The sequence below is a fragment of the Paenibacillus sp. Root52 genome, assembly GCF_001426865.1.
Classification (GTDB): Bacteria; Bacillota; Bacilli; order Paenibacillales; family Paenibacillaceae; genus Paenibacillus.
In genome coordinates, this window is record NZ_LMFO01000001.1 from 1,044,220 (window position 1) to 1,059,414 (window position 15,195).

A 15,195-nucleotide genomic window follows, 5' to 3' on the forward strand; every position below is an offset into this window, starting at 1 on the left:
CGAATTATTTCGGCTGAATGTAACCTTCGGCTTTGAGCAACTCTGCAATCAATACCGCACCACCAGCCGCACCGCGGAGGGTATTGTGGGACAATCCAACGAATTTGTAATCGTAGAGGGAATCCTCACGCAATCTACCTGTGGATACACCCATTCCACGCTCGATGTCACGATCCAGCTTCGTTTGTGGTCTGTTTTCTTCTTCAAAGTACGTGATGAACTGTTTTGGTGCACTTGGCAGAGCCAGTTCTTGCGGACGACCTTTGAATTGTAACCAACGCTCCAAGATTTGCTCTTTGCTTGGTTTATTCTCAAAGTTAACAAAGACTGTAGCCAAGTGTCCATCGGTTACCGGAACACGAATACATTGCGTTGTAATCAGTGGTGCAGATGCTTTCACGATCTGATTGTTCTCAACGCTGCCCCAGATGCGAAGTGGCTCCTGCTCACTTTTCTCTTCCTCGCCACCGATGTAAGGAATAACATTGTCCAGCATATCTGGCCAATCTGTAAAGTTTTTGCCTGCTCCCGAGATTGCCTGATAGGTGGAAGCTACGACTTGTGTTGGGCCAAATTCACGCAGTGCATGCAGTGCTGGTACATAACTTTGAATAGAGCAGTTCGGTTTCACTGCAATGAATCCAGTAGTAGTACCAAGCCGTTTTCTTTGCGCTTCAATGACTTCCAGATGTCCTGGGTTAATCTCAGGAATGACCATCGGTACATCTGCTGTCCAGCGATGAGCGGAGTTGTTAGATACTACAGGTGTGCCTGTTTTGGCATAAGCTTCTTCAAGCGCTTGGATTTCATTTTTCTTCATATCAACCGCACAGAAGATAAAATCAACCTGACTAGCGAATGCTTCGACTTGGGAAGCGTCTTGAACAACAATATGTTTAACACCTTCAGGGATCGGTGCTGTCAGTTTCCATCTACCTTGAACCGATTCCTCATAGGTTTTACCTGCGGAGTTTGCACTTGCTGAGATTGCTGTTACTTCAAACCATGGATGACCATTAAGCAGATCCACAAAACGCTGACCTACCATTCCTGTTCCTCCGACAATGCCGACTTTCAATTTTGCTGACATAATATCATCATTTCCTTTCGGTGTAAGTTGAATGTTGGGTCTCTGATATTCGTTAATTGGTTGTTGGGACGCCGTGATTCTTCCCTTATTAAAACCTATTCAGGTATTACCAAAGCGTGTAAACTTCACCCTGGAAAAAACCAAAAAAATCCCACCCCCAAGACCGAAGTCTCAGGGACGAGATTGGATCACTCGTGGTACCACCCAGATTCGCCAATATGTCGCCATACTAGCCTCTTTGAGTTAAGAACGACAACGGCAATGCACGCTGTGCCTACTTATACTCTAGCTCTGTAACAGGAGCTCCTGTCACACCATCCCTTTACAGATTCATAAAGTTCCGATGTGCTGCTCTGAGTCTTTATTCAACCAAAAATTCTTTACCCCTTTTCAGCTACCGGAGCTCTCTGCCAAAAGAATACTTTAGTCTACTCGTCTCTTCAATGCATTTGATATTGCGACTATAATATCAAAAGATCGGTTATGAAGTAAACCCTTTTTTATTATTTGTCTAAAAACGACAGATTCTACATCTAGTTTCTCCCAAATGATCATGCCCACTGCGTTGCAAGGGTGCGTAGATAGGGAGCCAGCATGGGCTGTAACTCTTGGCGCATTAAGCCGATTTCCAGTATAGCTTGAATGTATCCGAACTGATCTCCAATATCGTACCGACGACCAATAAGCTCCAATGCCAGCAGATCTTCCTCCTGGCTGACTTCTTTTAGAGCGTCTGTTAGTTGATACTCCCCACCTGCTCCAGTCTCGATCCGATCTAGGATAGGGAAAATGGATGGCTTAAGGATATAACGTCCCATCACAGCCGTGCGAGAGGGCGCATCAGCAATGGAGGGCTTTTCGACCAGATCTGTAACCCGATGAACACCATACTCTGCCCCCTCCGAAGCTATGATCCCATACTTACCTACATCTGCTGTCTGTACAGAACGTACACCGATAATCTGGTTATTCGTTTTCTCGAATAGACGAATCATTTGGGCCAATGCAGGCGGATCGGACACCATAATATCGTCGCCTAGCAACACGGCAAATGGATCATCTCCAACGAATTGTCGTGCACATCCAATCGCATGGCCTAACCCTAACGGTTCCTTTTGCCGGATAAAATGAATGCTTGCCAGCTCACTTATCGCTCTCACCTCATCTAACAAGGCCTGTTTACCTTTGGCGTATAATGATTGCTCAAGCTCAACCGATTTATCAAAATGATCCTCAATGGATTTTTTGTTGCGACCCGTGACAATGATGATATTTTCAATGCCGGATTGTACCGCTTCTTCTACGATATATTGTATAGCTGGTTTATCTACAATCGGCAGCATTTCTTTCGGCTGAGCCTTCGTCGCTGGTAGAAATCGTGTACCTAGACCGGCTGCGGGAATGACCGCCTTTTTAATTCTCATAGGAATGATCTCTCCTTTCATTTGTTCCAATGGATACGTCGATTGCTGACTCGGATGGTGATCCGAACACCCAATACCGACTTATGAGATAGTTGATCAACATGCCAAGTAGCGTTGCTATCACTTTACTGCTCACAAGACTCCAGCTCCACAAGCTATGGGCTACATATATAATGAAGGATGACCATATTAAAACGAACAGATTGGCAATCACGAATCGTACGATTCGTATACGCTGAGCCTGACTCTTCACATCACGGAAGGTCCACCGATTATTCCACCAGTAGCTGTTCATTGTCCCGCAACTGTATGATATCGCTTGGGCAACCATCGCCGGCATACCTACAAAAGCAAGAATCGCAAATACTCCAGCATCGACTCCTGTGTTCAATATGCCAACAATACCGAATTTGAATATCGTCGTGAATCGCTTAATCATGCTGTGCAATTCTGCCTGTCAGATGTCCTTGTCTGGACGTTGTCTCCATCTGATACACATCTCTCACGATGTATAACGGACGGGATTTCGTTTCATCGTAGATGCGCCCAACGTACTCACCAAGAATACCCAACATAATGAGAATGAACCCATTAAACATCAGCATGATGCTGACAATGGAAGCCCAACCCTTCATTGTCGAATCTGTAAAGATAGCAGACCCAATGACGCTAACCATATAGATAAATCCAACGATAGATAAAATCACTCCCACATACCCCGCAATCTTAAGTGGTTTGTAGGAGAAGGACGTAATACCGTCCAGGCTAAGCTTCAACATTCGCTTCAGTGGATATTTGGTCTCTCCAGCTAGGCGTTCATCCCGCTCGTACTCAATCGCGGTCTGACGAAATCCTACCCAGCTCACTAAGCCGCGCACAAATCGATTTTTCTCTGGAAGTCGCTTCATCTCATCACATACTTTGCGATCAATCAGCCTAAAATCTCCTGTATCTACGGGAATATCCGTATCCGTTGAAGCGCGCAGTACACGATAAAACAGGCTTGCCGACCACCTCTTAAAGCGAGTCTCCCCGCTTCGTCTCGTACGGCGGGCGTAGACGACCTCATAGCCTTCTTTCCATTTAGCGATCATATCTATGATAAGTTCAGGGGGATCCTGAAGATCAGCATCAATGATAACCACTGCTGATCCAGCTGCATAATCCATGCCTGCTGTTATGGCGATCTGATGCCCAAAATTTCGGGCAAAATCAATCAATTTCACACTTTCGTCCCAACGCGCATAATCCCGAATCATCTGAGCGCTTCGATCCACACTACCGTCATTGACAAATAACAGCTCGTAGGGTTCACCTGTACTGCTCATGACCTTTTTCAGACGGCGATATGTTTCCTCTATGACCGCTTCTTCGTTGTACATCGGGATGATGACACTGTAGTGAATGGCTCTACTCATGTTCGTTCCCTCCTTTTGATCATTACACGTCTATATTCTCCAGGGCAGATCCCTCGCTGCTTGCTCCTTAACGTTCATTTCGTTTGTAAGCTCACAATTTCACTTCATATAACGTAGACTGATTACCGAAGCCGCCACCTTCATCGGAATTGGATCTCCACTCGGATGTAGGTACTTCCGTCCCATGCTCCATAATCCAGTTCGTAATCTCGGAGTTACCTCCACGGCCGCCCATTCCTCCGCCAATCATGAAGTATTTCACTTGTCCGCTCTTCACAAGCTGTTCTAATCGCTCTGTTGTATACACTGGATCGGAACCAGAGAAACCGCCTAATGTGATGACCGCTTCATTCTCGTCAATAATGTATGGGGCTGCTTGATTATAATCTGACGTTGCAAACAGATAAGTCTCACCTGTATTATGTTCTCGCAAATACTGAAGAGTCGTGCTGTCTATCTCTTCATTACGATTACCAAAGCCGCCACGTCCACCACCAGTAGGTATACCTTGTGCACTGCCCATACCGTTCATGCCACCTTCCATAAATGAGGGTGTTCCGGTATTTGAATTATTCGGGCTCGAATCACCAGTCGAAGATGGAGACTGTTGCTCTATATCTCCTTGCCCACTCGGTGGAGTCATTGCATTGTTGCGATCACCCTGTCTACCACCCATAGTCATGCCTCCAAACATGCCATTGGAACCGGTAGGACCTGCGGCTGGGATCATACTATTGCCACCATATGTAATTGGCGTAAATGCCCAATACACAGGGCCGATCAGGGTAACCATGAAACCTGCGACAACCAGTGCCTGTTTCCAAAGATGCGTGCGATTCATCATGACGGTCAAAACAACTGTCACCACAATTCCAGCGATCAGCTCGCTGATTGACCATCCTGCACCAATGGTTTCATCAAAAGGCTGCATAATGTACCATCCGAAGATAGTCGTTAATAGCACAGATAGCGGCAACAGCCAAGCTCGCCAACCGGTTCGTTCTTGGTACGCTTTCCACATTGCTACGAACCCAGCACCGCTTAATGCAGCTATTGGAGGCGCAAGCATGATCAGATAGTATTGATGAAAGAATCCTGCGACACTGAAAAATGCCGCTACCGGTAACAACCACGCCAGCCAGAATATCGCTTCTTTCATTTGATCCGAGCTGTTTCTTCGTCTTAAGCTTGTCAAAATTGCAATACAACCCAATAGAGCCAACGGTAATAACCAGCTAGCTTGACCAGATAGTTCGGTTTGAAACAGACGTAATGGCCCTGCCTGACCTGTACCAAACATGCCACCTGTTCCTCCTCCTCCACCGAATCCTCCCTGCGGCATGGTGAAGCCATTGGGCATCTCATTTCCTTGTGGGAGATTCATTCCGCTGTTACCGTCCGTTCCGCCGCGCGGGTTCGATGTCTGTACCGATGCCGAATCACCCCTGTCTCTTCCGGAATTAGTGACGTTGGATGCGTCAGGCATTCCAGCATTAGCTGTAGTATTCTGCCGACCGGTTAGACGGGATAGACCGTTATAACCAAAAGCGAGTTCGAGCACCGAATTCGTTTCACTACTGCCGATATAAGGTCGTTCATCAGCCGGTATAGAATCTACTGTGACCGCCCACGATAAGGAAATAGCCGCCATTATAGCTGTACTGCCTACGAGCAAGAGCAGTTTCTTTCGCCATTTCGCTTGAAAAGCGAGCAAGTAAAACAGATAAAATGCCGGAAGAACCATATAGGCTTGAAGCATTTTCATATTAAAAGCAAGTCCGATCAGCGCAAAGGCCATTAGAATTCGCCATACACTGCCTTGTTTTGCACCTTTAAATAGAAACCATGATCCGAGCAGCAAAGTAAACACGAGCATACTATCAATATTGTTCGTCCGACTGACCGCTGCAACTACCGGTACTGTCGCCATGACCATTGCAGCAATTCGCGCTGCCGCAAGCCCATATGAAGGCTTAACCATGAAATAGATCAGCAGTACCGCCCCAATTCCTGCTAGGACTTGTGGTAAGATCACACTCCATCCATGCAGACCGAATACATATGCAAATGCAGTCTGAATCCAAAAAACAACTGGCGGTTTATCGATTGTTACTGAACCAGCCGAGTCAAGGGATGCGTAGAAGAAGTTATGGAAGCTTCTCAGCATACTCCCCACTGCAGTCGTATAATAGGAATTGGCATATTGATCGTTCCAGATGCCGTATGCGTTCAAGATTGCTGCAAGAATGACAATCGGTAGAAGGACAAAATCAATCCTTCGTTTAGCAATATTCAAACTCAATCACTCCTTTAGATTGTTCATGTCTAGTATTGTGACATGCCAAAATAAATTTGGGATGAGTGCCCGCTGAATGTTGCCTGAGGATAACCCACCAACCTTTCAGCTAATTTTCAGTTTCGTGAGTCATAATAGTGCATATAAACAGGAGTGAATAAGGGGAGATCGTCCACCTATGAAAATTAGTACAGGCATCAGAATACTACTCGTTGATGATGAACCACATATTTTACAGTTTCTAGAGCTTGGTTTGAGAAATGAAGGATTTGAGGTGCGTGCGGCAGAACACGGAGCAGAAGCGCTCGAGATTGCACATGAATTCCAGCCGCATATGGTCATTCTTGATGTAATGATGCCAGAGATCGATGGATTCGAGGTGGTTGAGCGACTTCGCAAGACAGGTACTCAAGTCGGGGTCATTATGCTGACTGCCAAGGATGAAGTGGAGAGCCGAGTCAAAGGTTTATGGCTTGGCGCTGATGATTATATGATTAAACCATTTGCGTTCGATGAGCTGCTTGCTCGAATTCAAGCGAGGCTACGTAATCAATTTCCACTCTTAATGGGGGCTGTCACATACAGCGCCTTCCGCATTGATGATCTGCGTAAAGAAATTACCTATGACCATCGTGTGCTCGAGTTATCGCCGACAGAATATGAACTATTAAAATTTATTGTGACGAATCATGGCATTGTCCTAAGTAAAGCAACTATTTTAAGCAGAGTATGGGGTTACGATTTTGGCGGAGAAGAGAACATCGTAGAGGTCTATATTCGTTCCTTACGTGAGAAACTCGGGGATAAAGAGCATAAGCTCATTCGTACACTCCGAGGCGTCGGCTATAGGGTTGATCTATAATGGCGACTCCAACCTCATCACCGCAACCAAATTACTGTTATTTCCATCAGCTGCATCAACGATTCTCGCAAAACTCTTCTCTACGCTCACAGTTACTCACTCGCTCTCTATTCGTGTTAGCCGCTCTGTTGCTGTTCATTGGTATTCTTCAGTTTTGGATTATGGAAAGCTTCCTCTATCGTAACCAGGCTAAGACGATGGAAGAACAACTGATGTCTATGCCGCCGGTCTGGCTTGGTGTGCAACCACGTAACGGAGCTTCAAATCTGCCCTTTGGCGGACAATCTTCATCCGACGGACGGGGGTCTAACAACCGTTTGTTGTATATTCCAGATCGTTCACTGGCTCTTTTTGATAAAAATGCAACGTATGAAGATGTATTTGGTGAGGATGGGTTAGCCTCCCCTCGCCTAACTGCAGCTGCTTATCAAGACATCGCAGATCGGTTAAACGCTCACGAACATGTGCCCTATCAACTGGTGAAAGACAACGAGGGCAATGAACAGCTCATCGTATTTGCCTCACCCGGCCCGCGTAATCGAGCGGCACCTATGGTTCAGATGGGCATAGCTACTCAGCCTATACACGACTTAGTGATGAGACAATTACTTATTTTCGTCGGGTTATCTCTGCTTGCCATGATTACAGGTCTCATTCTGTATGCCAAGGTTCTTCGGCGGACGTTACATCCATTATCCAACATCGTGGAGACCGTGCAGCGTGTCGATGCTGGCAGTTTAGGTGAACGATTACCTGTCATCCAAGGACAACAGGAGATTGATCAATTAGCTTTTTCTTTTAACGGCATGCTTGAACGTTTGGAGGATTCATTCGAAGCAGAACGAGAATCCAAGCAACAAATGCAGCGTTTCCTGTCCGATGCCTCTCATGAACTGCGTACGCCCCTCACGTCTATTCACGGGTTCATTGAGGTACTCCAGCGCGGGGCAGCAACCAATCGTGAACAGTTGAATAGCGCTCTGAGCAGCATGTATGGTGAGTCTGTGCGAATTAACAAATTAGTTGAAGACCTGCTGCTGTTAACCAAGTTAGATCAAGCACCTGAACGAATTCAAGAGGTCATTGCTCTGGATGGTCTCTTATATGAAATGCAGCCGCAACTCGTCATGATGGCTCAGGATCGAAAGGTACATCTGGAGCTGACAGCTAAGTTATATATCGTTGGTGACCCTCACAAGCTGAAGCAAGTCATCCTAAATCTGTTTCAGAATGCTGTACAGCATACCGATCCGCAGCACGGTTTCATCACAATTACATGTTTTGCGAATGCGGATGTGGCAGAGCTGACCGTGAAGGATAACGGTACGGGCATTGAGCCAGAGCACATTGATCATATTTTTGAGCGATTTTACCGAACCAGTTCATCCCGTTCCAGAAAAGAAGGTGGTGCAGGGCTCGGTCTTGCCATTACTCGTTCCATCGTAGAATCGCATGGTGGGAACATTAATGTTTATAGCCAGGTTAGCGTTGGAACAAGCTTCATAATTACATTGCCCCTGTGGAAAGAAAGCAAACCTACTGCTGTTTCCAAGTCATAACATATCGATCGCTAGTTATTGGTTGCTGAAATAAGTAAGACCCCAAGGAGCCCTAAATCCATTAGAGCCTCTTGGGGTCAATCATTTTATAAGCAACACACATTAGTAATGTACAAAATAAACGTTTACGAACCCTTTACCTTCTGATAATGATTGTACTGTTCGTTGTCTATTTCGATGATATCTACATAGTTGAAATTACATTTCTGTATGACTTTATTGGAAGCAGCATTCTCTAATAATGCAATAGCATGTAGTAATTCCACATTTGTATGAGTGAACAAATATTGCGTTATTCCATTAACGGCCTGTGTTGTATAGCCACGGTTTCTATAGTTCTTGGAGATGCCGTACATAATCTCTCGATTAGGCTCGGGCAGCTTTTCTTTTATCCCTGAGCAACACCAGCCTACAAACTCATCCGTTTCCTTATGAATGATAGCCAATCGTAGATAGAGCGAGCCGATGTCTCCCCCAGCCTTGACGGCTTGTTTAAACTTCTGATTTTCTGGAATCTCGTATTCAGCCAACCAATGCGCCCGATCTTCGGCCGAAGCATTCCATCCTGGAAGAAATTCGTAAACTTCTGGCTGCCATGTGATCTCTTGTAATTTATCCAGATCTTCAAGTCGATACTCGCGCAAATAAATATCCTGACACTCAATCGTTAACTCACTTAACATTTCGTTATGATGCATTGTTATTTCCTCTCTATTTCACAAATTAAATATATGTAGTCTGTATAGATAACACTAGCCAATTTCTCTCATGACGCCCCTCCTAACTACAGCAATTTTAACCTAATTTGTGGAATTTATCTATATGTGCGTGTTCAAAAAGGTCGGTTTTCAGTACCAAGAAGACGGACTTTTTGAACCACCTCTATAGGCTAAAAATAGCCCCCAGCAACCATCATGCCGGAGGCCTATCATTTATAAACGAATTAGACTAACTTAAACGTATTTACTCTGGATATTGAGGTCTACTAACCTTATCAGGTACGGATTCATCAAATACATCCTGACCTGGGTAATCTCTAATATCACCTTCGTGAAGCTCATGGTTCTCATAGTCAAACCGATGTGCCGTTCTCTGATCCATACGCCAAGGCGAGCTTTTCCCCAGTGATTCTGACATTAATGATGATCCGTATGGCCCCTCCGGAAATTCTTCAAGAAACAGATCATTTCGTTGGGATTCTACGGTAGATAGATCCGTTGATTCCTGTCGATCCTCTTGCAAAAATTTGTCCTTCATTGTCCAACCTCCTATCCGCTTCGAACTAGTCAAAGCATGATTAGATTGATCAAGCAGTACAAAATTTATGCATGTTTTATAAGGAAGTCACAAAATCATTAGAGGTCTCGAATCCAAATATAACTTATAAAAATCAGTAGTCCGATTACACCAATCCACGTATCCTGTTTAGACCACTTTAGTAAGGAAGTTGTTGATCCAACACGATAATTCTCTCTAACCTTTCGCATCTCCATTGCAATCGTCATATCCTCTGCCCGTTGGAACAAGGACATAATTAGTGGTATAACCATTGGTCCGAGGTCACGTACACGTACTGTGTTAGGTCTTAATGCAGCTTTGCCTCGTGCGCGTACGATAAGCGAGAATCGCTGCCATTCACTCCAGATCATCGGGATAAAACGGAAGATCAAAGACACAGCCAGGGCAAACGAAGTAACAGGCAACTTGATCTTTTGTCCGATTGCCAGCACCCAATTCAAGCCTTCCACCATCCGCCCATAAGGTGTTGTTAGTGAGAACCATAGACTCGCAAGAGTCACGATAAACAAACGATACACATTAAGCAGTGTAGCTTCTGCCTGAATAAGAGAGAAACCCAGTTGCAAACTTCCACTTGCTGTGGAGAGTGTTGTTCCTGATAAAGCGGTAGAAATGATGAAAAAGAACAGCAGCGGTTTCATTAACTTCATACAACTTACAAGTGCCTGACGGGGTAAGATTCCAAGTGCAAACACGACAGGCACTAACGTTAGCGTTAGCCCCCACCAGCGATGCTGTAGCATCGTTGCCGTCACTAACAAAATATACAATATCCATTTCAAACGTGGATCCATGACACGATACAGCCCATTCGAATGAATGTATTGATTGTAGTTGTTTGTCGCTGAATGAACAGGGACACTCGCTGTGCCTTCATTACCTTCATTAGTCTCCGAATTCAATTGAGTATACATCTGGTGTTTAGTAGACTCATTACCAGTTGAAGCAGACTTCCCAGTGTTATTCCTCACTTCCTGTCCTTCTGCCTTCATTTGGATTATACTCGCTGCCATCGCCTCTGGTGTTAGTGCCGTCGATGGCAGTGCTGCCCCCACTGCCGCAAATTGCTGCGTTAATTGCATAGAAGGCGGCAGACCCATTCCGACCTGTATCAGAAGCTCAGGCTGCGCATGAAGCTCTCTTGGCGTCAAATCCGCTATCAGCTGGCCATCTTGCAGTATCAAAACCCGGTCTGCTATAGGTAGAAACGTGTCCAGATCATGCGTTGCTACCACTGCTCCTCGTTCATCCAGTCGATGTTGAGCAAGAGCATCCAATAGTAATACAACGCTACTTGCTTCTAGCCCAGCACTCGGTTCATCTAGCAATAACCATTCAGGATCAACTACAGTTCCCAAGGCAAGCCCCAGCCGTCTACGCTCTCCTCCACTCAGCGCAAACGGAGATCCATCCAGGTCGAATTGCCGTGAATCTGTTTGACCTTTTGCAGTATCCCACTGTTCAAGTGCTTGTGTGATTAATTGCTTCTGCTGACTCTCGGTATACCGATAAGGACGCATGGAATAAGCGAATTCTCGCTGAATTGTCCGGGCAAAAACCTGTTGCTCTGGAAATTGAAACACCATCCCCATTCGTAACAACATCGACTGCGAAACCTTACCTTGCTGCCAGATCAGCTCATCTCCAAGTCGAATTGCCCCTTGATCTGGAGGCTTCAGACCAGCCAACATCTGCAGTATTGTCGTTTTACCTGATCCAGTCCGACCTAATAGCAGCGTAATTTCTCCACTGCGTAGCGTGATAGATATATCATGAATTAAATTCCGTTGATGAAGTTCTACACCTTCGACGCTCACATGATCTAACTCAATATTCAAGAACTTACCTCCCTTACAAGCTGCTCAGGTCGGAGAGGTGTCGCTTGGGAAAGCATTCCTTGTTGTTTAAGAAGCTGTGCGGTCTTCACCGTAAATGGTGGGTCGAGCCCTAACTGGCGGCAAACGGATGTTGTCTCTACTTTCCTCGATGCATCCCCTTCAACCTCAGGTGTATAGAAGAACGCAACCGGGTCACCATCATAGACACAGCCCCCTTTGTCCATGGCAATAATTCGATCACATAAGGTCGCTTCTTCCAAATGATGCGTAATCCAAATTACAGCGGTTCCTTGCTGGATAATCTGCTCAACTATACTTTCAATCCGTTCACGAGCACCAGGATCAAGCATTGCCGTTGGCTCATCTAGCACTAAGATATCCGGCTTAGCCGCAAGCGCCACTGCAATATTTAAGAGCTGCTTCTGACCACCAGATAGCCGTGCAATGGCTGAATCGGGTGACATCTGAAGTCCTACGATATGTAAAGCTTGTTCTCTGCGTCTACGCTTTTCTTCGGCAGACACGGAGAGCGAGGATAGCGCAAAATGAAACTCTTCTTCTATGGTATCTCCAAGTACCTGTGCATCTGGATGCTGCAGCACCCCACGAATAGTAACATCTGGTTCAACTAGTCTTGATCCACTGGAAAGTGGTGTAAAACCGATTAACAGCCCAGCAATTGTACTTTTCCCGCTGCCATTGGCTCCTACAATGCTGATCCATTCTCCCTTATGAACATGCAATGATACACCATCAACAGCTTTTCGAACTTTCTCAGGCGATGAAGCATAATAAACCCGGACGTTGTCCAGTGTAATTAAAGTTGTTCCATCTTGCATTGATATTTTGTCCTTCCCCTTTTGATTCTTTTGTGATACGATCCGAATTGTTAACCAGATCTCCATTGTTGGTTAACAATAAGATTAGCAAAATTGAAAGGATTGTTCAAACATGAAATTATCTTTGCGTGGAATTGTTTTTAGTGCCCTTATGGCAGCCATACTTGTTCTGTTTGGTTATATTAGTATCCCCATCGGATTCTCACCTGTACCCATTACACTGCAAACCCTTGCAGTGATGCTTGCTGGAGGGCTGCTCGGTCCACGCTATGGATTCTTGAGTATCGCGCTTGTCGTTGTACTCACAGCGATTGGCTTTCCTCTGCTTCACGGTACAGGAGGTATGGCGGTTATTCTAGGTCCAACAGGCGGATATGTATGGATGTGGCCTTTCTCCGCAATGCTCATTGGTCTATTTCTTGCGCGAATTAAGCTGAATGGATTCGTCAGTTACTTCCTTGCGTTCATTGTACTTGAATTGTTCGGATCATTATTGATTTACGCCTCTGGTGTGCCATGGCTCGCGTATCAATATAAAATGTCTTTTACTGAGGCCATGATTCAAGGATTCTACCCTTACATTATCGGCGATCTGATCAAGGCTTTGTTTGCGGTCATCATCATTGCACCTGTTCGAATGGTCTTTCCTCCACAGCGCCTGACGGGACAGATGAATTCATCTGTTGTGAAAGTAGACGCGTAAATTGCTCCGTATCTCTTTCATACTTACACTTGGAAGTTCGACGTTCTTGTCCGTCTACCTTCTATGTAACTATGTAACTATTTAACTATTTAACAAGGTCAAAGCTGCCCAGATAAACTGGACAGCTTTGGTTTTATTTCATATAAGACAGATTGTAATTCATCACACTAAACACTATGATATGGTTATTTTCCGATGCTCTATATGCAGTGTCATATCTGCTGTATTTCTGATAAAGGTTTGGTCATGACTAACATATAGGATCGTTCCTTCATAACCAAATACAAATTGCTCCAACGCCTCCAACGCCTGGGTATCTAGAAAGTTTGTCGGTTCATCTAACAGCAAAATGTTATATTGCCCTAGAAACAACCGACATAATTGAAGACGAATGGCTTCCCCACCACTTAACGATCTAACCTCTTTATTGAGATCAGTGCCGGTAAATTGCATTGCATGTAGACAACTTCGCAGCTCCGCGACATTATAGTCAGAACGTTTCATCAGAAACTCCAGTATAGTTTCGTTCCCTTGGAACCGATAGCTCATTTGATCCAAATAACCAATCTGGGCCTTGGGAGATAAAATAATCTCTGTGTTAGCATCTAGGATATGACGAAGCAGCGTGCTTTTCCCACATCCATTAGATCCAGTAATGGCTACCTTCTGTTTCAAAGGAATTTGAAAACTGACTTGATCTAGTAATACGTTGCTCTGCACTTGAAGAGTTAAACGATCCGCCATTATCGGAAATTTGTTATGCAGCTCCAGCGCTTTGGATTGTCGAAAATGAATAGGACGATTCTCCTGTACTGCCTCAACCTCATGAAGCTGTTCCATTCGCTGTTCTATGGCCTTAGCCGCCCGATGCACAGCTTTCTGACTCGTTCCCTTAGACTTGGTTTCAAACATTCGGTTCGCCTTAGCCTTCGTTTCTCGTTTAGACATACTGCCTGCTTGCGTTATTTTCTCAGCTTTTTTCATTTTGTCTTGTGCAGCATGCATAAGCCGTCTCTTCTCTTTCAAGAATTGCTCATGGGCTTGATTCTGTTGATCTCGCTCCAATCGCTGCTGAGCCTTGTAATCACTATAGTTGCCCGAATACACCTTAACGGCGCCATCATTCACTTCCCATATCGTCGTGACAAGCTCATCTAGAACAGACCGATCATGACTGACAATCAACAGCGCACCATAGTAGTAACGCAATTCGTTGACCAAAAAAGTAATTCCCTCTTGATCCAAATGTGTCGTCGGTTCATCGAACAATAGCGCTTCATGGTAGTTCGCGAACATGCCCGCTAATTTTAGCCTTGTCTGCTCCCCTCCACTTAACCGTTCATGATGGACAGGAATACTGAGTCTGCCCAACCATTCCCCATCCGTCTCCATATGTTCATCAAGATGCGGAGCCTCCATCTGTTCGAAATAGGAATGATCAACATATCGTTTAATCCTACCCGCGCTCGGCTGAATTTGTCCGGCAATTAGCTTCAATAATGTGCTTTTCCCCTGACCATTTCCGCCCACAATACCGATCCGATCCAACTGATGCACAGCCAATCGCTCAATGTTTAATATCTCTTTATCTAAAAAGGTCATTTTAACCTGTTCAAGTTCGTAACAACATTTTTCCATATTCGCTACCTCCGAAATTTAATGATTTCGTATCGATAGCGTTGATCGATACGAGCAAGTCAACCTCGCTCGTATCAATAGAAAAGTAACATGGACATACGCGAACCTCCTTATCCCACCAGACTCACAAGAGCCCTTCAATTTCCAAAGTAAAAAAACAAAAAAATCACAAGCCACGGCCTGTGATTCAGTATAAACAGGAATATATGATTTGCGCATAGCGCCTACC

13 protein-coding genes and 1 other annotated feature are annotated in these 15,195 nt (G+C 45.0%); of the genes, 3 read left to right on the forward strand and 10 right to left on the reverse strand.

The window, feature by feature from the left end; genetic code table 11:
• Nucleotides 1-4: 4 nt before the first annotated feature.
• The 5 genes from asd to ASD24_RS04540 form a co-directional block, all read right to left on the reverse strand.
• Complete coding sequence (gene asd, locus ASD24_RS04520) at nucleotides 5-1,090, reverse strand: aspartate-semialdehyde dehydrogenase (RefSeq protein WP_082560264.1); 1,086 nt, start codon at nucleotides 1,088-1,090, stop codon at nucleotides 5-7.
• Between the two features lie 170 nt (nucleotides 1,091-1,260).
• Nucleotides 1,261-1,543, reverse strand: a binding site (T-box leader).
• Between the two features lie 98 nt (nucleotides 1,544-1,641).
• A complete protein-coding gene (galU, locus tag ASD24_RS04525; protein ID WP_056692088.1) occupies nucleotides 1,642-2,514 on the reverse strand; it encodes a UTP--glucose-1-phosphate uridylyltransferase GalU in 873 nt (290 codons plus the stop codon).
• A complete protein-coding gene (locus tag ASD24_RS04530) occupies nucleotides 2,504-2,953 on the reverse strand; it encodes a GtrA family protein (RefSeq protein ID WP_082560265.1) in 450 nt (149 codons plus the stop codon). Before ASD24_RS04530 ends, galU begins: the two co-directional genes overlap by 11 nt.
• Nucleotides 2,946-3,932, reverse strand: a complete 987-nt coding sequence (locus ASD24_RS04535; RefSeq protein ID WP_056692090.1) for a glycosyltransferase family 2 protein — start codon at nucleotides 3,930-3,932, stop codon at nucleotides 2,946-2,948. The genes ASD24_RS04530 and ASD24_RS04535 overlap by 8 nt, the downstream gene beginning before the upstream one ends.
• Before the next feature lie 91 nt (nucleotides 3,933-4,023).
• Nucleotides 4,024-6,228, reverse strand: coding sequence for an ArnT family glycosyltransferase (locus ASD24_RS04540; RefSeq protein ID WP_056692093.1), 2,205 nt, complete (start codon nucleotides 6,226-6,228; stop codon nucleotides 4,024-4,026).
• Between the two features lie 178 nt (nucleotides 6,229-6,406).
• On the opposite strand from ASD24_RS04540, the gene ASD24_RS04545 reads away from it, so the two are divergent.
• Both ASD24_RS04545 and ASD24_RS04550 read left to right on the forward strand, forming a co-directional pair.
• Nucleotides 6,407-7,090, forward strand: coding sequence for a response regulator transcription factor (locus ASD24_RS04545; protein WP_056692096.1), 684 nt, complete (start codon nucleotides 6,407-6,409; stop codon nucleotides 7,088-7,090).
• Nucleotides 7,090-8,649 (forward strand): sensor histidine kinase, encoded by a 1,560-nt coding sequence (locus ASD24_RS04550; protein WP_056692099.1) that lies wholly within the window; start codon nucleotides 7,090-7,092, stop codon nucleotides 8,647-8,649. Before ASD24_RS04545 ends, ASD24_RS04550 begins: the two co-directional genes overlap by 1 nt.
• Before the next feature lie 125 nt (nucleotides 8,650-8,774).
• On the opposite strand, the gene ASD24_RS04555 is transcribed toward ASD24_RS04550, so the two are convergent.
• From ASD24_RS04555 to ASD24_RS04570, 4 genes are all read right to left on the reverse strand, one after another.
• Entirely contained in the window at nucleotides 8,775-9,347 is a 573-nt protein-coding gene (locus ASD24_RS04555) for a GNAT family N-acetyltransferase (protein WP_056692100.1), read from the reverse strand.
• A gap of 265 nt (nucleotides 9,348-9,612) precedes the next feature.
• On the reverse strand, nucleotides 9,613-9,906 hold the full coding sequence (locus tag ASD24_RS04560) for a hypothetical protein (RefSeq protein ID WP_056692103.1): 294 nt from the start codon (nucleotides 9,904-9,906) through the stop codon (nucleotides 9,613-9,615).
• A gap of 98 nt (nucleotides 9,907-10,004) precedes the next feature.
• Nucleotides 10,005-11,786 (reverse strand): ATP-binding cassette domain-containing protein, encoded by a 1,782-nt coding sequence (locus ASD24_RS04565; protein ID WP_056692105.1) that lies wholly within the window; start codon nucleotides 11,784-11,786, stop codon nucleotides 10,005-10,007.
• Nucleotides 11,783-12,691 carry an ATP-binding cassette domain-containing protein gene (locus ASD24_RS04570; RefSeq protein WP_082560266.1) on the reverse strand — a complete coding sequence of 303 codons (909 nt, stop codon included), beginning with the start codon at nucleotides 12,689-12,691 and terminating at the stop codon, nucleotides 11,783-11,785. Before ASD24_RS04570 ends, ASD24_RS04565 begins: the two co-directional genes overlap by 4 nt.
• A 46-nt stretch (nucleotides 12,692-12,737) precedes the next feature.
• Between ASD24_RS04570 and ASD24_RS04575 the strand changes: the two genes are divergently transcribed.
• Entirely contained in the window at nucleotides 12,738-13,328 is a 591-nt protein-coding gene (locus ASD24_RS04575; protein ID WP_056692111.1) for a biotin transporter BioY, read from the forward strand.
• A gap of 174 nt (nucleotides 13,329-13,502) precedes the next feature.
• On the opposite strand, the gene ASD24_RS04580 is transcribed toward ASD24_RS04575, so the two are convergent.
• Nucleotides 13,503-14,966, reverse strand: coding sequence for an Msr family ABC-F type ribosomal protection protein (locus tag ASD24_RS04580; protein WP_056692113.1), 1,464 nt, complete (start codon nucleotides 14,964-14,966; stop codon nucleotides 13,503-13,505).
• Nucleotides 14,967-15,195 lie beyond the last annotated feature (229 nt).

What these genes read in the sequence shown, in the direction of transcription:
- asd (WP_082560264.1), bottom strand. Translation starts at nt 1,090, where the DNA reads ATGTCAGCAAAATTGAAAGTCGGCATTGTCGGAGGAACAGGAATGGTA.
- galU (WP_056692088.1), bottom strand. Translation starts at nt 2,514, where the DNA reads ATGAGAATTAAAAAGGCGGTCATTCCCGCAGCCGGTCTAGGTACACGA.
- ASD24_RS04530 (WP_082560265.1), bottom strand. Translation starts at nt 2,953, where the DNA reads ATGATTAAGCGATTCACGACGATATTCAAATTCGGTATTGTTGGCATA.
- ASD24_RS04535 (WP_056692090.1), bottom strand. Translation starts at nt 3,932, where the DNA reads ATGAGTAGAGCCATTCACTACAGTGTCATCATCCCGATGTACAACGAA.
- ASD24_RS04545 (WP_056692096.1), top strand. Translation starts at nt 6,407, where the DNA reads ATGAAAATTAGTACAGGCATCAGAATACTACTCGTTGATGATGAACCA.
- ASD24_RS04550 (WP_056692099.1), top strand. Translation starts at nt 7,090, where the DNA reads ATGGCGACTCCAACCTCATCACCGCAACCAAATTACTGTTATTTCCAT.
- ASD24_RS04555 (WP_056692100.1), bottom strand. Translation starts at nt 9,347, where the DNA reads ATGCATCATAACGAAATGTTAAGTGAGTTAACGATTGAGTGTCAGGAT.
- ASD24_RS04560 (WP_056692103.1), bottom strand. Translation starts at nt 9,906, where the DNA reads ATGAAGGACAAATTTTTGCAAGAGGATCGACAGGAATCAACGGATCTA.
- ASD24_RS04570 (WP_082560266.1), bottom strand. Translation starts at nt 12,691, where the DNA reads ATGGAGATCTGGTTAACAATTCGGATCGTATCACAAAAGAATCAAAAG.
- ASD24_RS04575 (WP_056692111.1), top strand. Translation starts at nt 12,738, where the DNA reads ATGAAATTATCTTTGCGTGGAATTGTTTTTAGTGCCCTTATGGCAGCC.
- ASD24_RS04580 (WP_056692113.1), bottom strand. Translation starts at nt 14,966, where the DNA reads ATGGAAAAATGTTGTTACGAACTTGAACAGGTTAAAATGACCTTTTTA.